Consider the following 20,410-nt stretch of genomic DNA (forward strand, 5'->3'; position numbering starts at 1 on the left):
CCTATTCCGATGAAAAATAATATAACACTCTTCGTTTTACTTTTTACGACATGGCTTGGTTTCTCTCAATCTTATGAATTTAAAACTACTGTAGATTTAGAGGCCACTAATGTTATTAGCCAAGGAAATACTGGAACATGTTGGAGTTTTTCGACATCATCCTTTCTAGAAAGTGAAATCATGAGACTTACTGGTAAACAAATTGATCTTTCAGAAATGTATACAGTAAGACATACTTATTTTAAAAAAGCTTGGACTTATGTAATGCGCCAAGGCAAAGCACAATTTAGTGAAGGAGGATTAGCGCATGATGTTACTAATAGCATTGCAACACATGGCATTGTTCCTAATTATGTGTATTCTGGTTTAAAAGAAGGTGAAGAAAAACATAACCATTCTAAAATGGCTGATTCTTTAAAAAACATTCTTACAACCTATTTAAAGGATACTAATGCCTACACCTCAAATTGGAAAAATGATGTAAACCATGTCTTGGATTATTACTTAGGTCCAAACGTAACTTCGTTTAATTATGAAGGTATCGAGTATACGCCTCAATCCTTTTTAGAAATGACTACCATTAATCCAAAGGACTACGTTACAATTACCTCTTTTACACATCAGCCTTTTTATACCAATTTTGTTTTAAACATTCCTGATAACTTTTCTAATGGTGATTTTTATAATGTGCCTTTAGATGATTTAATTGAAATTATGAATCATGCATTACATAATGGATTCAGCATTGAATTGGATTGTGATGTAAGCGAAAAAACGTTCTCATCAAAACATGGTATTGCTGTGATTCCTTTAAATGATTCTACTGATGCCTTACTGAATGTAAGTCCTGAAAAAGAGATTACTGCTGAGTTTAGACAACAAGAGTTTGAAAATTATAACACAACTGATGATCATTTAATGCATATTACTGGACTACTTAAAGATCAAAACGGAACAACCTATTATAAAGTTAAAAATTCTTGGGGAAAAGACTCGAGTCGTGTTGCTAATGGTGGTTATATTTATATGAGTGAGGCTTATGCAAAACTAAAAACCATCTCAATTATGGTGCATAAGGATGCTATTCCGAAAGCCTTACAATTTAAACTTTTTTAAACTAAATAAATACCATCCTCTTTAATTTCAATAAGCTTTTGCTTATATAAAGAACCAACGGCTTTCTTGAAGCTTTTCTTACTCATTTGAAGAATGTCTTTAATCTTTTCTGGGTCAGATTTATCTGTTAAGTTTAAAAAGCTATCATTATCATGAAGGTGATGCATGATTTTCTCTGCATTAGGCTCGATATTTCTATAACCTATTTGCCCTAAAGTAATATCTAATTTATTACCAGGACGCACTTTTTTCACAATTCCTTTTAACTTATCACCTACGCTAATATCTTGAAAAATATTATCGTTATATATAAGTCCAAGATGCACTTTATTCACGATTACATTCCAGCCAATATCACTAGGGTGAGAAGCTATTAAATCAACCTCATCAAATTGATTAACCGTTAGTGTTTTATTGTCTAAAAACTGATTTGTTTTACTAGAAGCAACTAGTCTATTGCTCTCTTCATCTAAATAACAATATACTAAATACCAGCCTCCTTTTTTCATCTTAAAGGCTTGTTCTTTAAACGGACAAAATAATTCCTTCACCATTCCCCAATCTAAAAAAGCACCAATATTAGTCACTTCATTACAGCGTAACAGCGCAAATTCGTTCTTTTTTATATAAGGTTTATCGGTTACAGCTACGAGACGTTCTTCGTTATCTAAATACACAAAAACTTCAAGTTTATCCCAAATTTTAAATGATTCTGGAACGTATCGATTAGGAAGTAAGACCTCATTATCTTCTTCATCACTTAAGAATAACCCTGGATCTGTTTCTCTTAAAATAGTTAAAGTATTGTATTCGCCTATATGTATCATGCTGCAAAGATAACTATAAAAAAAGCGTTACAAATTGTAACGCTTTAATAAATTTTATAAAAGAACTAATTTTAATATGCAGATTCTTTTTTGAAATGCTTCGTTAATAAATAATATACAACTGCTCTATATTTATTTCTATTTGAACGTCCGTATTTATCCATTACAGCATCTATTGCTTTATCTAAATCTGCGCTATCTTTTAATCCTAATTTCTTGATTAAAAAATTGTTTTTTACTGTAGCTAATTCTGAAGCATCACTTCCAGAAACTGTAGCAGCATCTGCGTTATAAATTGATGGTCCACAACCAATAGTTACTTTGGTTAATAAATCCATATCAGGATTTACGCCACATTTATCCTTTAAATCTGCAGCGTATTTTGCGATTAATTCATCTCTTTTACTCATGGTACTATTTTATTATTATAATTTAAAAATCTATTTATAAAGATACTTAATTAGAAATCTTTAAATATGAATTAAATATTAAACACTTAAAAGTATCGACAAAGCACGTATTTATTCGACGAAAACTACACTAAAGCTTTAAAATAATTAAGTAGTATAGAGTCATTATCAACTCTTGGAGTAAAAATTTCTAATATTTTAGGTTTTTCATCGCTATTAAAAAATGTAGAAAGGGTTATTTTAAGATCATCTTCTTTTGTGGCAGCAACATAATCAAAGCCATACATATCACTTAATGACTTGGCTGAAAGCTGATGCTTGGTTTCAAAAAAAGTATCGAAATTTTCAGAGTTTTTATGTCCAGGAAGAATTCTAAAAATTCCACCACCTTGATTATTGATAATAATTATTCTAAAATTATTCGGAATGTAGTTATTCCACAAGGCATTACTATCATAAAAAAAACTTAAGTCGCCTGTAACGAGAACAGTTTGTTTTTCAGAAGACACAGCACAACCAATAGCTGTACTTGTACTACCATCAATGCCACTTGTTCCTCGATTACAAAAAACCTCTAAGGTTTTATTGATGTTAAAAAGTTGCGCATAACGCACTGTTGAGCTATTACCTAAATGTAATATACTATTATCAGGAATATGTTTAAAAACATTTTGAAAGGCTTTTAAATCTGAAAACGAAATATGCTCTAAATAGTCAATATGCTTCTTCTTTCTTATCTTTTTAACCGAAGACCAAGTTTCAAAATAATTACTTTTTGTAAGGTGAGTAACTTCTGGGAAAAATTCAGAAAAAAACTGATTTGGTGTAGTTTTTATATGATGTTCTAAACAAAAAAAAGTGTCATTTGCTTTTTGCAAATCAACATGCCAATGATGTTTAGGTTTATACTGACGTAAAAAAGCTTTGATTTTCTTAGAGACTATTAATCCTCCAAAAGTTAATAATAAATCAGGCTGTAAGGCTTTAAACTCATCATCGTTTAAAGGCGCAATTATCTTATCAATACTAGGAAAAAAATTAGGATGATGTAAATTAGAAGTGGTTTCTGTAAATACAACCACACTTTTATCCTCTGCAAGTTCATTTAGCCATTTTTGCTCAATAGCATTTGGCGAATTCACACCAACAATAATCATCTTTTTCGTCGCATGATACCAGTCTTCAATTAAGTCTTTTAATAGTAATTCTTCAATTTTTTTGGGTTTTATCGTAACTTCAATAGCCTTAGGCTTAACAGTTAAAACATCAATGGTTTCATATAAAGGTTCGTCAAATGGGATATTAATATGTACTGGCCCTTTTTTATGAATAGCAATATTAAGGGCTTCATTTATTTCATTCTCATTTTGCTCTTGCCGATTTTGCTGAAGACCTAAAAATTTCTCTAATTTATTTTCTATGTTTTTAAAGATTGGTAATTCATCATCTTGTAAAAAGCTTTGGCCTTCTTTTAAATCCTGTTTTAAATTTGCTGAATATAATATGTGGTTTTTATAAACCTGTTCCTGGTTGATGGTTTGTCCGTCACCTATACCTAATAAATGCTTAGGTCTATCTGCTGATAGAACCACCAAAGGTATATCGCTATAAAATGCTTCAGCAATAGCTGGATAATAATTTAACAAGGCACTTCCAGAAGTGCAAACAACAGCTGTTGGTTTTTGTGTTTTTTGAGCAATTCCTAATGCAAAAAAAGCAGCACAGCGTTCATCAACAATACTATAACATGTAAAAAAATCATCGTGAGTAAAACCAATAGTTAAAGGTGCATTTCTACTTCCTGGAGAAATGATAATATGCTCAATGTGTTTCGCTTTACAAAGCTGAATAACGGTTTGCGCTAAAGGAATTTTTGGGTATTTCATCTGCATTCAAAGATACAAAACAGAATTATATTTTAATCTAAAACGCGCTTCATAGTTTGAGTTTTATTCACCGTTTCATGCCATTCATTTTCAGCTATAGAATCTTTTGTTATTCCGCCTCCAACATAGATTAAAGCTTGTTGTTTTTTTAATTGCATACAGCGTAAATTCACAAACAAATGAGAACAGGTTCTTATAGTAGCATAAGCGTTATTTTCCACATTTCGACGATTCGTATTTCGTGTTTGTTTGAGTTGCAAATTGAGTTCTCCTAAAAATCCTGTGTAATACTCTCTGTTATAATTTTCATGCTTTAAAATGAATTGTTTTGCATGTGCCTTTGGGAAACCACAAACAGCTGGAGTTGGATGTATTTTTTTTATAACAGATTTTAATGACGTTTTTAAAATTCCAGAAATTGATGTTTTTATATGTAGTAAGCTCCCAGCTTTTAAAGTCATTGGTTCTGAAACATTTAAAGGATGAACTAAGTTCTTCAAACTATTCGTTATAAAATCTGTAACGAGCTGCTGTTCTTCCTTTTCCTTAGTCTTCCAAATCACCTCTAAAGTGTCTTCATATTTTTGTGTTCCAGCCAATGCCATTGTTGAAAACTGATTCCCATCTACTTTAAGCAAAGTTTCTGGTGTTGCGCCTAACCATAATCCGATTTTTGGATGACACCAACAATACACAAAAGCATTAGGATAGGCATTCATCAATCGTTTAAAAATTTCTATAGGATGGCTATCGGAAAGGTTTACTGTTTCACATCTTGATAAAACTACTTTTTGTAAATCTTTATGATTTATCGCTTCAATACCTTGTTGAACCAAATGAATATGCGCTGCTTTTTCTGCATCTGAGTATTTCGTCGCTTGGTGTGATGTTTCAGTTGTCCTCGACAAAATAAAATCTGTCTTAATTTCTTCCGAAGCATTTAAAGGCATTACGATTGATTTCTCAAGAGCATCAAATGGAGAGTATACAAAACCACTTTCAGAAAAATCATTTACATAATGAATAGTTTCATTATCCTGAAGCAATGCTTTAACTTCCTTACTATTTGGTTTTCTATAAACAACTAATGGAAGTGTTTTATTAAAATGCTGCTGAAGGCTTTCAAAAAAATCTCCTGAAGTCATTAGGTCGGTTTAGATAACGATATGGTTGATAAACGACAAACAGAGACTAGGTTATCGTGATCGTCTGTAACTCTAATATCAAATAATTGAGTGGTTCGCCCTTTATGTATAAAGGTAGCTTTGGCATATACGTAACCATCAGTAACAGCTTTTAAATGGTTCGCTGTAATCTCTATACCACGCACAAACTTATTTTCTATATCTAAAAACAAATGCGCTGCAAAACTACCTACGCTTTCTGCCAATGCTGCAGTAGCACCACCATGTAATACACCATCTGGTTGATGTAACCTAGGAGTTACAGCCATTCTAGCTACCAGAAAATCTTCACCATAATCTATAATTTCAATGCCAAGCGTTTCTAATAAAGTGCCTTTACTAATTTCATTTGCTTTGGCAAGCATTTCAGATTTAGATAAGTTCATATAAAACTGTATTTTTAAAGTCGGATTGTAAAAATACAAAATGAATTTAGAAGACAAAGAAATATCATATACAACTACAAATAGTTATACAACATTAAATAGCTTAACGCATTCGACTAAAAATATTTGGTTTGTTTGCCATGGAATGGGTTATTTAAGTCGTTATTTTTTAAAATATTTTGAAGGCTTGCCTCCAAACGAAAACTATATTATTGCGCCTCAAGCGCAGAGCAAATATTATATTCCTCCTAAATTTAAGCATGTTGGTGCGAGTTGGCTTACAAAAGAAAATACGCTTAAAGAGACTGAAAACGTGATGCGTAATTTTGATGCTATTTTTGAAGCTGAAAAAATCCCAAGTTCCTCTAACCTCATTGTTTTAGGATATTCGCAAGGCGTTAGTGTGGCCATGCGCTATGTTGCAAAACGAAAGTTACAGTGCTCGCAATTGATATTACATTCTGGTGGCATTCCTAAAGAATTAAAGCCAAAAGATTTCAGCTTTTTAAAGGCAAAAGTTAAAATGATTTATGGCACTCAAGATGAATACCTAACTGAAGAACGCATAGCCTCTGAAACATTAAGAGCTCAAGAATTGTTTGATCAGACTTTACAAATCATTCCTTTTGAAGGCAAACATATCGTTAATGTAGAATTAATAAATTTATTAGTATAAATGAATATACCTCATCTTGAAAATGAATATGTAAAACTCTCTCTTTTAGATTTAAGCAATTATACTCATCTTTCAAAAATTGCTGAAGAAAAAGATTTAGTATTTTATTCTCCAAGCGCAATTTCTCCTCCTGAAAAACTGAAAGAGTATGTTGAGTGTGCAGTTAATCGGTATTATAATAAAACTGCTATTCCTTTTATCATTTATGACAAGAAAAAAAAGGCTTATGCTGGAAGTACTCGTTTTGCGCTTATTAATTGGAAGAATAAAGTGTTACACATTGGATGGACATGGATTGGATCTGAATTTCAAGGCTCCGGTTTAAATAAACAAATGAAATTTTTAATGCTTCAATATGCTTTTGAAACTTTAGAATTTGACAAGGTGGAATTTCGTGTAGATGAGCGAAATATAAAATCAAGAAAAGCTGTTGAAAAGCTTGGCGCTAAACTAGAAGGCATTCTGCGTAAGGATACACTAATGCTAGATGGTTTTAAACGCAGCACCTGCTGTTATGGTATTTTGAAAGAAGAATGGCCAAGTATTAAGACCAACAGATTTAATAGCTAAAAAATATTTTTGTATTTTTCGTTCAACCAAAAATTAAACAACCATACTAATGCAAAAGCTAAAGCATAAATTAAGACACTTATTTGATGAAGTTGACATTGCAAGCATCATCGTTTTTAGGATTTTCTTTGGTGCAATTATGTTATGGGAAGTATGGCGATATTTTGATAAAAATTGGATTTATACCTATTGGATTAAACCGAAATATCATTTTCCACATTGGCCTTTTTTATCTTTAGAACCCTTAGAAGGTGATGGTATGTATTACCTATTTTATTTAATGGGCTTATTGTCCGTTTTTATTATCATAGGTTTGTTTTATAGAATAAGTATTGTCCTGTTCTTTTTAAGTTTTACTTATATGTTCTTGCTAGAACAAACACGCTATCTTAATCACTTTTATCTAGTAGCGCTACTAAGCTTTGTCATGATGTTTATTCCTGCAAGTAGAAGTTTTTCAATAGATGCTTTATTATTTCGGAAAATGCGAAAATCTTATGTTTCCAATTGGCATTTATGGCTATTACGATTTATGATTGCTGTACCATTTTTCTTTGGAGGTGTCGCAAAAATTAATTCAGATTGGTTAGTTGGAGAACCTTTAGGAACTTGGCTTTCCAGGATAACCGATTTCCCAATAATTGGAAAATATTTCACTGAATATTGGATGGTTTTAATCATGGCATATTCAGGTTTAATCATCGATTTATTTATAGTTCCTTTTCTAATTATTAAACGAACAAGAATTTGGGCTTTCTTAATTGGCACAACATTTCATCTCATGAACGCTAGGCTGTTTAATATTGGTATTTTCCCTTGGTTTATGATTGCAGCTAGTACGCTGTTTTTTGATCCAGATTGGCCGAGACAATGGATTAATAAATTATTTAGAAAAGAGATCTGGATTCAAAATAAAGTTTTAAAGCTTAATGACAACCCTTTAAATAAAAAGCAAAAGTTAATTACTTTCGGATTAGGTCTCTGGGTATTTATCATGGTTTTTATGCCTTTACGTCATTTTCTCATTCCAGGAAATGCAAGTTGGACCGAAGAAGGTCATAAGTATGCTTGGCATATGAAACTAAGAACAAAAAGAGCAATGGGCTTGTTTTATGTAAAGAATAAAGACGGAGAGCTCATGGATATTATTAATGTTGAACAACTTATGCCCTATTTTCAATCTAGAAAAGTAATTAACAGACCACCAATGATATGGCAATTTGCTCAAAAAATAAAAGAAGAATACAAACAGAAAGGACAAGATGTATCTGTTTATGCTGATATTGAATCTTCGCTAAATGCTAGACCTCCACAACAACTTACAAATCCTGATATAGATATTGCAGCAGAACCCTATCCTGTTTGGAAAGCAGATTGGATTCTTCCTTTAACAACTCCTTTAACAAAATCTTCAGCAAAGAAAGAAAAGATAGAAAAGATAGATTAGAGGGCTTTTAAACCGTTAACTTTTTAATGATTTCTTTAGTTGGCAAGATGGCTTTAGTAAACTCAATGCTAGGTCCAGCAACCCAAACAGTTTTGTATGTAACTTGAGTCGCTGCCTTAGTTGCAGCATTCATACCAATTGTAAAACGAATCATTTTAACCCATTTTTTAAGCCTCTTGTTTTTATTTAAAACCGACTCCAACCAAGTTTGTTTTGTGCCAATTTTTTGGACATATGGTGTATTAATTACAGTACAAGGAGTACCAGAAATACGTTCAGTCATAACAATATCATCAGCACCATAATCTACACAAGCTTGCTTATACTCATCTGTAACTCCAGCTTCAACAGAAGCGATAAAAGGACTTCCTACCGAAACACCTTCAGCACCATAACTTAGCATTTTATCAATATCTGCTTTACAACCAACACCTCCAGCAGAAATTACAGGAATAGAAATATTATCTTTTAAATGAGTAATTAATTTTTCAGGTGTCATATTACCACGATGTCCTCCAGCCTCGTTATTAACAGCAATTGCAGCATCAGCACCTAAGCTTTCCACTTTCTGTGCAAACTTTAAATCGACGACATCACAAAACACTTTTATACCCACAGCATGGGCTTGATTAATCGTTTCTTCTGGACTACCTAAAGAGGTAATAATAAAATCACAGCCTTCTTCACATAACACACGCAATTGCTCTTTATACTTAAGGTTAGATTTATTTACAATCAAATTAAAACCAAAAGAGCCACCTTCGACTTTAGCTGCTTTTAATTCTTTAATTGCCGCTCTTAGTTCATCAAGAGTACGATAATTTAAGGCAGGAATACAGCCTGCTATTCCACCTTTCATAGCTTCAATAACCATTGCTGTATTAGATACTAAAAACATTGGTGCTTGTATAATAGGATATTTAATATTTAAAAGTTGCGTGAGTTGAGTTTGCATATTTTAAGAAATAATTTTAACAAATATACTACAAAATATATTATGCATGCATAGTTTATTGTGAGTTATTAAAAAAACGCAACCAAATTAATGATTGCGTTTTTAAACATTTTAGATTTATACTTTGTATGAATCAAATTATTTCACTTCTTCAAAATCGACATCTTCGACATCGCTACCTTCTTCTTGTCCATTCTGACTAGCATCAGGTCCAGCTTCTGCTCCACCTTGCTGCGCTTCAGCTTGTGCTTTGTACATTTCTTCAGAGGCTACTTTCCAAGCTTCATTTATTTTTTCTAAAGCTGGTTCAATAACAGCAACATCTTTAGTTTCATAAGCTTTCTTTAATTCTTCAAGAGCTTCTTCAATAGGCTGTTTTTTATCATCAGATAATTTATCACCAAATTCTTTTAACTGACTTTCAGTTTGAAAAATCATGGCATCAGCGCTATTTAATTTATCAGCTGTTTCTTTTGCTTTTGCATCTGCTTCAGCGTTAGCTTCAGCATCAGCTTTCATTTTTTGAATTTCTTCCTCTGTCAAACCAGAAGATGCTTCAATACGAATATCTTGAGTTTTATTTGTGGCTTTATCTGTTGCCGAAACTTTAATGATACCATTGGCATCAATATCGAAAGTTACTTCAATTTGCGGTGTTCCACGTCTAGCTGGTGGAATACCATCTAAATGAAAACGTCCAATCGTTTTATTGTCCGCAGCCATAGCACGTTCACCTTGTAGGACGTGAATTTCTACTGAAGGTTGATTATCTGCTGCTGTTGAAAACACTTGAGATTTTTTAGTAGGTATTGTTGTATTAGCTTCAATCAACTTCGTCATCACATTCCCCATAGTTTCAATACCAAGAGATAAAGGCGTTACATCTAATAAAAGGACATCTTTTACATCACCAGTTAATACACCTCCTTGAATACCAGCTCCTAAAGAGACAACCTCATCAGGATTTACTCCTTTACTTGGAGCTTTTCCGAAGAACTTCTCTACAGCAGTTTGTACTGCAGGAATACGCGTAGAACCACCAACTAAGATAATTTCATCAATATCACTCTTTGACAAACCTGCGGCTTTTAATGCAGATTCACAAGGTTCTATTGTGCGCTTAATTAAATCGTCTATTAACTGCTCAAATTTAGAACGTGTTAAAGTACGTACTAAGTGCTTTGGTCCACTAGCAGTTGCTGTTACATAAGGTAAATTAACCTCAGTTTGTGCAGAAGATGACAATTCAATTTTTGCTTTTTCTGCAGCTTCTTTTAAACGCTGTAAAGCCATAGGATCATTACGTAAGTCTATACTTTCTTCAGCATTAAATTCATCAGCTAACCAATCAATAATTTTTTGATCAACATCATCTCCACCTAAGTGTGTATCACCATCTGTAGATAATACTTCAAATACACCATCACCTAATTCAAGAATAGACACATCATGTGTACCTCCTCCAAAATCAAAAACCACTATTTTTTGGTCTGTTCCTTTTTTGTCCATACCATAAGCTAATGCCGCAGCAGTTGGCTCATTAATAATACGACGGACTTTTAAGCCTGCAATTTCACCAGCTTCTTTAGTTGCTTGGCGTTGTGCATCGTTAAAATATGCAGGAACAGTAATTACAGCTTCACTTACATCTTGTCCAAGATAATCTTCAGCTGTTTTTTTCATTTTTTGAAGCACCATCGCAGATAATTCTTGAGGTGTATATAAACGCCCATCAATATCTACACGAGGTGTGTCATTATCTCCTTTTACTACTTTATATGGTACACGCTCTGCTTCCTTTTTAGATTCAGAATATTTGTTTCCCATAAAACGCTTAATAGAATAAACTGTTTTTGTTGGATTTGTTACTGCTTGACGTTTTGCTGGGTCACCAACTTTAATTTCTCCTCCTTCTACAAAAGCAATAACAGATGGCGTTGTACGTTTACCTTCTGCGTTTGGGATAACAACAGGCTCATTACCTTCCATTACAGAGACACATGAATTTGTTGTTCCTAAATCGATTCCAATAATCTTACTCATAATTATATTTTATTGTGTTGAAATTTTATTTTTTTATTCGAGTTGTATAAGTCAATGATTATGCCAACACCGTGAAACTGACAAGCTGTCAGAAACTTAAAAAAACTTTAATTTAAATTCTGCTTTCATATACTGCAAAAACTTATATTTGTTTTGCATTAATGCTAATATTTTATGGAATGTATTTCTGTTTTTGATATGCTTAAAATTGGGATTGGACCTTCTAGTTCTCATACACTAGGCCCTTGGAGAGCTGCAGAACGCTGGATTCAAGAACTTAAAGACCAGAACACTTTTAATAATGTTGAATCAATCCATATTGATCTTTACGGATCATTATCATTAACTGGAAAAGGACATGCTACAGATTATGCTGTGATGTTAGGTTTAAGTGGTTGCGACCCAGAAACAATTCCAACCGAAGCCATTTCTGAAATTATTTCAACTATAAAAAAATCAAATATTATTGCGTTTAATAATGAAAAATCACTTGATTTTAATCCTGAAACTCAAATCATTTTTAATCGCAAATTTTTACCCTTTCATTCAAATGGCATAACATTTACTGCCCTTATTAAGGATAAACGCAAAAAATCGACCTTCTACTCTATTGGTGGTGGATTTGTAGTTAAAGAAGAACGAAAAAATTCTAAACGAAATTTTGAAATCAAATGTTCTTTTCCTTATCCAATCGATAAAGGCACAGAGCTTTTACAGTTTTGTAAAGATTTAAATTTACCTATTTCGCAAGTCGTTTTAGAAAATGAAAAATCAATTCGTTCTGAAGAAGATATTGACAAAGAATTACAACGTATCTGGGATACTATGTTAGAATGCATGTATATAGGTTGTCATACAGAAGGAAATCTTCCAGGTGGATTGAATGTAAGGAGGCGTGCTTTTGATATGAATCAAAACCTTAAAGGAAATACAGCATACACCAATCCTGTGGAATGGATTTATTCTATTAGAAATACCGAAGTCAAGTTTCGTCAAATTATAAAATGGGTAAGCTGTTTTGCTTTAGCAGTAAATGAAGTTAATGCTTCATTAGGACGTGTTGTTACTGCACCTACTAATGGAAGTGCTGGTGTTATCCCTGCTGTATTGATGTATTATCTGGTTATTGAAAACCATGATGGTAATTTTGAAGACATTAAAAAATTCTTGTTAGTTGCTGGAGAAATAGGAAGCATTTTCAAGAAAGGTGCAACTATCTCTGCTGCAATGGGAGGCTGTCAAGCAGAAATTGGTGTGTCATCTGCAATGGCTGCTGGAGCCTTAACCGAATTGCTTGGTGGTACTCCAGAACAAGTCTTAGTTGCTGCTGAAATTGCTATGGAGCATCATTTAGGGCTGACATGCGATCCTATTGGAGGCTTAGTACAAATACCATGTATAGAGCGTAATGCTATGGGAGCTATTAAGGCCATTAATGCCGCAGAATTAGCTTTAGATACAGATCCTGAAAATGTTAAGGTTCCTCTAGACAAAGTGGTAGCGACTATGTGGGAAACAGCAAAAGATATGAATTCAAAATACAAAGAAACCAGTGAAGGTGGTTTAGCTGTTGGTGTTAATATGTCAGATTGTTAATCTTAACAAGATTATAGTTTATAAGCATATCCTAAAGAAAAGACAACACTACCTATTCGACTTTCTCCAAAAGTTTCATCTTCTTGAACTGGAATAAAACCGTAAGTACCTCTAACTTCAAAAAGGATTTCTGAGTGACTACTAACTGTTTTTATAACACCAATTCCTGCAATTCCCCCGAAATTAAAGTTCTTTATACTATCACTCACATCTGTTTCAGCATTAAAAGAGACTTCATCTGGTAAGAGGTTTGGTAAGAAACCAACTCCTGGAATATCGGCAGAGATGTTAGAAGTGCCACTAGTCTTTTGAGTTGCGCCAACTAAAAAACCTGCATAAGGACCTATATTTCCAAAGAACTTCCAGTCTTCACCAAAAGTAAATTTAGCTAAAATTGGTATTTCAATATATTCTAATGCACTCTTATTATTAAACTCAGCATAAAGAACTGTTCCTGATGGAAGTGCTATATCTGGAGGCAATTGCCCTTCTAATTGAGCGGCAGGAATAGGCTGGCTTCCAGTTCGCTCACCGCCTTTTACCGTGTAATTTAGCTCAACTTGTAATGACAACAAATCACTAAATCCGTATTCGGCAAACAGTCCTGTTTCAAAAGACACATAAGATTTAAAATCTTGAGTATATATATTATCTGAATTATCTGATAAAGAAGGCAAGCTTAACCCTCCTTTAAGTCCAATTTTAATTGGATTTTTGTAGGCTTCAACAACTTCTTCTTCTACACTTTCTTGAGCATTTAAAGCAATGCAAAAAAGCATTAACAGAGTTATAATAATTCTTTTCAAAATAAGGTGAGTTTAAAAATTAGTCATTCAAATATGAAGCTAATTTCTACAAAAAGCAAATTTTAATAATCTGTTACTCCTGACAGCCCTCTCGTCTTCTTGTGTCTATTAAGTAAATAATCTTCCATTGTCCATTATCGTTAAATAGTTGAAATGAATTTACACCACAATGGCTGAAATTATCATTAAACCAAAATTCATAAGGTGTCCAAGCATTTGCCATATTACCATCTACTCGAATTTTAAAATCTAATAAACGTTCATCCCATTTCTGGTCAGCTGGTCTATTTGCTATAGCGTTAATTAATTTTGAAGATTCTTCAGTAACCAATACATCTTTACCTTCCTTATCCTTAAATGCAGTCTGGGCAGTAAATTTATTCATCATTACAGATTTCATTAAAGTAGTATCACCTTTATGGAAACCTTCAAAAAAGGTTTCAATAGTTTTTCTCACATCATCATGGGCATTCTCTTGTGCAACTATGGTTCCAGTTGCCAGCATTACAAAAAATAGTATTACACGTGTCATAATTGTTTAGTTTTTAGCTAAAATAAATTACAAACCCTCAATTTTAATAGCATTAAAGAAAAGTTTAACATTATGTATACTTAATTTATTACTTTTACATCCTATCAAATTATACCTAAAAGATGTCTGTAGCAAAAAAAGAATACAAAAGAATAACTGTAAAAACTCTAGTAGATATGAAATCTAATGGAGAAAAAATATCTATGTTAACAGCCTATGATTATACTATGGCTAAGATTGTTGATGGTGCAGGAATTGACGTTATTCTGGTTGGTGATTCTGCAAGTAATGTTATGGCTGGTCATGAAACAACATTACCTATTACTTTAGACCAAATGATTTATCACGCTTCGTCTGTAGTTAGAGCTATAGATCGTGCTCTAGTGGTTGTAGATTTACCTTTTGGAAGTTATCAAAGTGATCCTAAAGAAGCTCTACGCTCTGCCATTAGAATTATGAAAGAGTCTGGTGGTCATGCCGTGAAAATGGAAGGTGGCAAAGAAGTTAAAGAATCTATTAAGCGTATTTTAAATGCTGGAATCCCTGTTATGGGACATTTGGGATTAACCCCACAGTCTATATATAAATTTGGAACTTATACTGTTCGTGCTAAAGAAGAACAGGAAGCAAAACAACTTAAAGAAGATGCGTTAATGTTAGAAAAAGCAGGTTGTTTCGCGATAGTTTTAGAAAAAATTCCTGCAAAGTTGGCCAAAGAAGTTGCAGAAAGCGTTAGTATTCCTGTTATAGGTATTGGTGCTGGAAATGGAGTTGATGGACAAGTTTTAGTTTTACACGATATGATAGGTATGACCCATGAATTTAATCCAAGATTTTTACGTCGCTATATGAATCTTTATGAAGAAATGACGAGTGCCATTTCTCAATATGTAACAGATGTAAAAAGCAGAGATTTTCCTAATGACGAAGAACAGTATTAGTGACCGAAAAAATTCTTTCTCATAAAAGCAATCTTCAAGTTATTTATGAAGATAATCATATCATTGTCGTTAACAAACGTGCTGGTGATATTGTTCAAGGTGATAAAACTGGCGATCAACCTTTAAGTGATATTGTAAAAGCATATATCAAAATTAAATACAATAAGCCTGGAAATGTCTATTTAGGCACAGTACATCGATTAGATAGACCTACAACTGGGTTAGTTATTTTCTCCAAGACGAGTAAAGCTTTACCGAGGTTAAACAAATTATTTGTTTCAAAAAATATTAGCAAAACCTATTGGGCAGTTGTAAAAAATGAGCCTCCAAAAACCGAAGACACTTTAATTCATTGGTTAAAGAAAAATCCTAAAAACAATAAATCTAGGGCTTATATAAAAGAAGTAGATCAAAGTAAAAAAGCTATACTTCATTATAAGATACTAAGAAAATTGGATCATTATTTTCTACTTGAAATTAATCTAGAAACTGGAAGACATCACCAAATACGTTCACAATTATCTTCAATTGGATGTCCAATTAAAGGAGATTTAAAGTATGGTTTTGACAGAAGTAATAAAGATGCGAGTATTCATTTACATGCAAGACAAATTCAATTCACTCATCCAGTTTCAAAAAAAGAATTAAACATAATTGCTCCATTACCAAAAGATGCCATTTGGGAAGCATGCACTAATTAAACTATTTGATTAAGTGGATATTCAAGAGTCAGTAAAACACCTTTATTAGGCTTAGAGCTTAAATTAAATTTGGCTTTTATAAGCTCTGCTCTACTCTTCATATTTAATAGCCCTGAACCTAATTCTGCAGTGTCAACATCAAAGCCTTTTCCATCATCACTAGCATTAATAATCAAAAAATCTTTTTTGTAATCTAACTTTACACTTAAGTTTTTTGCCTCAGAATATTTAACAGAATTGGAGAAAAATTCTTGTAGAATTCTAAACATAATGATTTCATGCTTTTTATCTGAAATAACAACTTTCTCTCCTTTAACTGATAATTCTGCACTTGTAAACTTCATACGTTTTAATCGATCTAACTCATTAGTAATCGACTTTTCAAAACCTATATTTAAAATGACTTCATTATTTAATGATTTAGATAATGAGCGTACTTCTTTTAAACTCTCTCTAACAATATTGGTCGTTTCAGTGATGTTCGCTTTAACCTCTTCAGACACTTGAGTTCCTAGAATACTTAATTGCATACTCGCTACAGATAATAATTGACCAACATTATCGTGCAATTCCCAACCAATGTTTTTCAAGGTCTGTTCTTGAATTTCGGTTTGAGTTCTAGAGATTTCTTCATCAAATATTTGCTGCTGCTTAATTTTATCTAATAAAAGTTGATTTTTTCTTTTCTGAAAAACAATAAAAAATATAATAATTAACGAGCAGACAATGAGTAAAACACCAATCATGTAAACCAATAAATAACGCTCGGCTGATGTAGAGACTGGCCCTTGTTCTTGTAATATTTTTAAAACTGTGTTAATCATATTTAGGTTTTGAAACAATGAGACCAATAGTAAAGCAAGTATACATAAATACATTAGTAAATAAAAATATTAACCGCTTTAGGTTGGCATAATCCCAATCATCAGTTGTATTATAAATTTCAAAAAACACTAATGGTGTGATGACCAACCACCAAGTAAATATCGCTACAGAAATATAAAAGCTAAGTAATCTTTTAAAATCTAATACAAGGTTACTTTGTAGGAGTTCCGTAAAATAGCTTACCAAGCATACTAATAAAGCACATGCGCCTGTAATTTGTAAAAAAGGGGAAAACGATCTTGATACTTGACTAGAATATATAATTAAATAAAGTATAGCACTAACAAAAAACATAGCACTAATACCTTTAATAACTGCTTTATTTCGTTGGGACTTTAAAACCCCATGATAATAAAACATGAAGAATAAAATACTTCCAATGGACCAAAAAATGGTATACCACCAAGTTGAGCCGCTTACACCTGCATTTTTAATAAAAATTAATAACTCATGATTTCGATAATAGGCTAAAGTATAACCTATCACTTCAACAAAAACGACATACGTTAAAAAATATACAAAATATTTCGAGAAGGAGTTTTTATACTTTGGGAGTAGAATAATTCCTACTAAAGCTGCAATAATCTCAAAACTATAAACAATAAAATGAAAGTTACTCGTTAAAAATTCTACCATTCAAAAAACTAATCGTATTCTGGTTTTAAAACTATTAAGCCAATTGCAAATGTAGTATACATAAAAATATTTGAAAGTAGATAAACCATTCTTCTTAATCGTACAAATTCCAAATCAGAACTTGAAAAATATATATCATAAAAAATTAATGGAGTAACAACTAACCACCAAACAAAAATGGCGACACTTATAATAAAGTTTATTGATTTCACTATTCCAAGAATTTTATCACTTTTCAATATTTCAATAAAGTAAAAAGAAATGCTCATTAAAATAAGTACAGCTCCAAATATATTAATTGGATTAATGAACGCATTTGAGAATCTATTTATATCAATAATAATTAAACCAAAAGACATCAATAAAAATAGTGAACAAGTCACTTTTATTATCGACTTAAACCTATGATTTACAATCAATTTGTAATAATAATAAGAAAAAAACAAAGCACTTCCTATATTCCAGAACAAAGTAAACCACCAGTAATTATTATCAAAAAAAGTCCCTTTAATAATTTCTTTAAACCTTTTTAAAGTATCATATTCAGAGAAAAATGATTTATAGCCTCCTAGAAAATCAACTAATGCTACATATATTAAAAAATAAATAAAATACTTAACATTAGTGTTTTTAAATTTCTTATAGCTAATAATGGCAGCTATAGCTGCCATTATTATTACACTATCATTTAATAGCGTATAATTTTTATATAGAAAATCTTTCACAAAGTTTTACTATTGTGGATAATTTACAGATGGTGGCTCACCTGGATCCCCTCCATTTAATCCATCTGCTTTTGGAATATCTCCATTACCCACCTTTAAATCACCTAGTCCACCTTCAGATAAAGATGGTACTCCTGTAGGCACTATAAATATAGTCGTATAGCCTACTTCTTTACCTGAATCTGCATGAGCTCCTAAATACATTCTAAAGCCATTAAGGTCATATTTTAAAGTATCTGCTTGTTTTTTTGCATGTTTAATAAAGCCTTCTAAATCATCTAAAGACCACCACGAAGAACGGTTGTCTGGTCTTTTTACAATGGAGTCACTAATTAACTGGTGGCGTGAATTGAACGCCTCATCTAAAGCAACTGCTTCAGTCCATTTAATAATCCCTTTTGGTGTTGACATATTATCTAAGTTATTTTGGTTACAAAAACAGTAGTAAGCAACTAAAAATCCTATAGCAAAGCCTAGAAGTAGTAATAATAATTTTTTCATAAGTAAGAATTTAAGTTAATAGCTCCTTAAAGGTAAGAAAAATATTAACCCAACCAACCCTCTCTATCTAAACTTCTGTACTGAATGGCTTCACTAATATGACTCTCTTTTATATCTAATTGATTATCAAGATCTGCAATGGTTCTAGATACTTTTAAAATTCTATCATAAGCTCTAGCCGAAAGACTTAAACGCTCCATTGCTGTTTTTATTAATGCTTTTGAAGTATTATCTAACCGACAATATTTTCGGATTTGTTTGGTATTCATTTGAGCATTATAATGCACACGATCTGAATTCATAAAACGTTGTGTTTGGAATGCTCTCGCTCTAGTGACTCGTTTTCTTATCTCCACTGATGTCTCGCCTTTTCTGTCGTCTGAAAGCTTATCAAAAGGTACAGGAGTGACTTCTATATGAATATCGATTCGATCTAACAAAGGTCCAGAAATCTTACTTAAATATCGCTGCATTTCAGCAGGAGAAGATGTTACTGGTGCATTTGGGTCATTAAAATACCCTCCAGGACTAGGATTCATACTCGCTACTAACATAAATGAAGATGGATAAGTTACTGTAAATCGTGCTCTAGAAATAGTAACTTCTCTATCTTCTAAAGGTTGTCTCATCACTTCCAAAACTTCACGTTTAAATTCTGGCAATTCGTCAAGAAATAATACACCATTGTGCGATAAAGATATTTCGCCTGGTTGTGGGTAACTTCCGCCTCCTACTAGGGCGACATTTGATATGGTATGATGTGGACTTCTAAATGGACGTTGAGCCATAAGCCCAATATTTTCTTTAACGCGTCCAACAACAGAGTGAATTTTAGTCGTTTCTAAAGCTTCATGAATTGTCATTGGAGGTAAAATACTAGGCAAGCGTTTAGCCAGCATCGTTTTTCCAGCTCCTGGAGGTCCAATAAGAATAATATTATGTCCACCAGCTGCAGCAATTTCCATACAACGCTTTATACTCTCTTGGCCTTTCACATCTGAAAAATCAAACTCAGGGAAATCAAGGTTTTTTTCAAACTCTTTTTTGGTATCAATAATGGTTTGCTCTAGAGGTTCGTCTTTATCAAAATAATTAATAACCTCTTTAATATTATGAACTCCAAAGACTTGTAAGTCATCAACGATTGCAGCTTCTTTAGCATTTTGCTTTGGAAGAATAAACCCTTTAAAACCTTCTGCTTTGGCTTTAATTGCGATAGGCAAAGCGCCTTTAATAGGCTGAAGACTTCCGTCTAAAGACAATTCACCCATAATTAAAAAATCTTCTAAATTATTGGCTTGAATTTGCTTCGTCGCCGCAAGAATTCCTAAGGCAAGAGTAAGATCGTAAGCACTTCCTTCTTTGCGTAAATCTGCAGGAGACATATTTATAATAATTTTTTTACCTGGAATTTTATAACCATTATTCTGTAATGCTGCAGCAATACGATAATTACTTTCTTTAATGGCATTATCGGGAAGACCAACTAAGTGATAACCTATTCCGCTATTCACATTTACTTCAACTGTAATGGTTGTAGCTTCTACTCCAAATACTGCACTCCCAAAAACTTTTTTAAGCATTATA

Annotated in this window: 21 protein-coding genes; 7 read left to right on the top strand and 14 right to left on the bottom strand. The window is 32.5% G+C overall.

The features are described from left to right. Positions 1-9 precede the first annotated feature (9 nt). The gene (locus ACFS5M_RS08730; protein ID WP_183487939.1) at positions 10-1,116 is read left to right on the top strand and encodes a C1 family peptidase; all 1,107 of its coding nucleotides are present in this window, start codon (positions 10-12) and stop codon (positions 1,114-1,116) included. Here ACFS5M_RS08730 and ACFS5M_RS08735 read toward each other — a convergent pair. The 5 genes from ACFS5M_RS08735 to ACFS5M_RS08755 all read right to left on the bottom strand — a co-directional run bounded on the left by ACFS5M_RS08735 (position 1,113) and on the right by ACFS5M_RS08755 (position 5,809). After that, complete coding sequence (locus ACFS5M_RS08735) at positions 1,113-1,943, bottom strand: CvfB family protein (RefSeq protein ID WP_183487941.1); 831 nt, start codon at positions 1,941-1,943, stop codon at positions 1,113-1,115. The two genes, ACFS5M_RS08730 and ACFS5M_RS08735, sit on opposite strands and share 4 nt — an antisense overlap. Before the next feature lie 71 nt (positions 1,944-2,014). Then, positions 2,015-2,353, bottom strand: a complete 339-nt coding sequence (locus tag ACFS5M_RS08740; protein WP_183487942.1) for a DUF2853 family protein — start codon at positions 2,351-2,353, stop codon at positions 2,015-2,017. A gap of 125 nt (positions 2,354-2,478) precedes the next feature. Beyond that, a complete protein-coding gene (menD, locus tag ACFS5M_RS08745; RefSeq protein ID WP_183487944.1) occupies positions 2,479-4,239 on the bottom strand; it encodes a 2-succinyl-5-enolpyruvyl-6-hydroxy-3-cyclohexene-1-carboxylate synthase in 1,761 nt (586 codons plus the stop codon). A 32-nt stretch (positions 4,240-4,271) separates the two neighbouring features. Further along, positions 4,272-5,384 (bottom strand): chorismate-binding protein, encoded by a 1,113-nt coding sequence (locus tag ACFS5M_RS08750; RefSeq protein ID WP_183487946.1) that lies wholly within the window; start codon positions 5,382-5,384, stop codon positions 4,272-4,274. After that, the gene (locus ACFS5M_RS08755; protein WP_183487948.1) at positions 5,384-5,809 is read right to left on the bottom strand and encodes a PaaI family thioesterase; all 426 of its coding nucleotides are present in this window, start codon (positions 5,807-5,809) and stop codon (positions 5,384-5,386) included. Before ACFS5M_RS08755 ends, ACFS5M_RS08750 begins: the two co-directional genes overlap by 1 nt. A 40-nt stretch (positions 5,810-5,849) precedes the next feature. Between ACFS5M_RS08755 and ACFS5M_RS08760 the strand changes: the two genes are divergently transcribed. The 3 genes from ACFS5M_RS08760 to ACFS5M_RS08770 are packed head-to-tail and all read left to right on the top strand — an operon-like array spanning position 5,850 to position 8,502. Further along, positions 5,850-6,485 (top strand): alpha/beta hydrolase, encoded by a 636-nt coding sequence (locus tag ACFS5M_RS08760; RefSeq protein WP_183487950.1) that lies wholly within the window; start codon positions 5,850-5,852, stop codon positions 6,483-6,485. Continuing rightward, positions 6,486-7,055, top strand: a complete 570-nt coding sequence (locus tag ACFS5M_RS08765; protein ID WP_183487952.1) for a GNAT family N-acetyltransferase — start codon at positions 6,486-6,488, stop codon at positions 7,053-7,055. 49 nt (positions 7,056-7,104) lie between these two features. Further along, positions 7,105-8,502, top strand: coding sequence for an HTTM domain-containing protein (locus tag ACFS5M_RS08770; RefSeq protein WP_183487954.1), 1,398 nt, complete (start codon positions 7,105-7,107; stop codon positions 8,500-8,502). Positions 8,503-8,509: 7 nt separating this feature from the next. Here ACFS5M_RS08770 and ACFS5M_RS08775 read toward each other — a convergent pair whose 3' ends face one another. Both ACFS5M_RS08775 and dnaK read right to left on the bottom strand, forming a co-directional pair. Further along, positions 8,510-9,457, bottom strand: a complete 948-nt coding sequence (locus ACFS5M_RS08775) for an NAD(P)H-dependent flavin oxidoreductase (protein ID WP_183487955.1) — start codon at positions 9,455-9,457, stop codon at positions 8,510-8,512. A gap of 138 nt (positions 9,458-9,595) precedes the next feature. Continuing rightward, positions 9,596-11,500 carry a molecular chaperone DnaK gene (gene dnaK, locus ACFS5M_RS08780; RefSeq protein WP_183487956.1) on the bottom strand — a complete coding sequence of 635 codons (1,905 nt, stop codon included), beginning with the start codon at positions 11,498-11,500 and terminating at the stop codon, positions 9,596-9,598. A 174-nt stretch (positions 11,501-11,674) separates the two neighbouring features. Between dnaK and ACFS5M_RS08785 the strand changes: the two genes are divergently transcribed. Next, the gene (locus ACFS5M_RS08785) at positions 11,675-13,096 is read left to right on the top strand and encodes an L-serine ammonia-lyase (protein ID WP_183487957.1); all 1,422 of its coding nucleotides are present in this window, start codon (positions 11,675-11,677) and stop codon (positions 13,094-13,096) included. A gap of 11 nt (positions 13,097-13,107) precedes the next feature. On the opposite strand, the gene ACFS5M_RS08790 is transcribed toward ACFS5M_RS08785, so the two are convergent. Both ACFS5M_RS08790 and ACFS5M_RS08795 read right to left on the bottom strand, forming a co-directional pair. Then, entirely contained in the window at positions 13,108-13,875 is a 768-nt protein-coding gene (locus tag ACFS5M_RS08790) for a porin family protein (protein WP_183487958.1), read from the bottom strand. Positions 13,876-13,975: 100 nt separating this feature from the next. Further along, positions 13,976-14,434 (bottom strand): nuclear transport factor 2 family protein, encoded by a 459-nt coding sequence (locus ACFS5M_RS08795; protein ID WP_183487959.1) that lies wholly within the window; start codon positions 14,432-14,434, stop codon positions 13,976-13,978. Positions 14,435-14,556: 122 nt separating this feature from the next. On the opposite strand from ACFS5M_RS08795, the gene panB reads away from it, so the two are divergent. Continuing rightward, positions 14,557-15,375, top strand: coding sequence for a 3-methyl-2-oxobutanoate hydroxymethyltransferase (panB, locus tag ACFS5M_RS08800; protein ID WP_183487960.1), 819 nt, complete (start codon positions 14,557-14,559; stop codon positions 15,373-15,375). Beyond that, positions 15,375-16,076 carry an RluA family pseudouridine synthase gene (locus ACFS5M_RS08805; protein WP_183487961.1) on the top strand — a complete coding sequence of 234 codons (702 nt, stop codon included), beginning with the start codon at positions 15,375-15,377 and terminating at the stop codon, positions 16,074-16,076. Before panB ends, ACFS5M_RS08805 begins: the two co-directional genes overlap by 1 nt. Here the strand turns inward: ACFS5M_RS08805 and ACFS5M_RS08810 are convergent. Genes ACFS5M_RS08810 through ACFS5M_RS08830 form a run of 5 tightly spaced genes read right to left on the bottom strand, consistent with a single transcriptional unit; the run spans position 16,073 to position 20,406 of the window. Next, a complete protein-coding gene (locus ACFS5M_RS08810; RefSeq protein ID WP_379898579.1) occupies positions 16,073-16,900 on the bottom strand; it encodes a sensor histidine kinase in 828 nt (275 codons plus the stop codon). The two genes, ACFS5M_RS08805 and ACFS5M_RS08810, sit on opposite strands and share 4 nt — an antisense overlap. Then, positions 16,893-17,597 (bottom strand): hypothetical protein, encoded by a 705-nt coding sequence (locus tag ACFS5M_RS08815; RefSeq protein ID WP_183487963.1) that lies wholly within the window; start codon positions 17,595-17,597, stop codon positions 16,893-16,895. The genes ACFS5M_RS08810 and ACFS5M_RS08815 overlap by 8 nt, the downstream gene beginning before the upstream one ends. Positions 17,598-17,605: 8 nt before the next feature. Next, positions 17,606-18,322 (bottom strand): hypothetical protein, encoded by a 717-nt coding sequence (locus ACFS5M_RS08820; protein ID WP_183487965.1) that lies wholly within the window; start codon positions 18,320-18,322, stop codon positions 17,606-17,608. 9 nt (positions 18,323-18,331) lie between these two features. Beyond that, complete coding sequence (locus ACFS5M_RS08825) at positions 18,332-18,823, bottom strand: hypothetical protein (RefSeq protein WP_183487967.1); 492 nt, start codon at positions 18,821-18,823, stop codon at positions 18,332-18,334. A gap of 44 nt (positions 18,824-18,867) precedes the next feature. Beyond that, the gene (locus ACFS5M_RS08830; protein WP_183487968.1) at positions 18,868-20,406 is read right to left on the bottom strand and encodes a YifB family Mg chelatase-like AAA ATPase; all 1,539 of its coding nucleotides are present in this window, start codon (positions 20,404-20,406) and stop codon (positions 18,868-18,870) included. Between the last annotated feature and the right edge of the window lie 4 nt (positions 20,407-20,410).

Origin of the sequence: Lacinutrix iliipiscaria (genome assembly GCF_042686125.1) — a bacterium.
Lineage (GTDB): Bacteria > Bacteroidota > Bacteroidia > Flavobacteriales > Flavobacteriaceae > Oceanihabitans > Oceanihabitans iliipiscarium.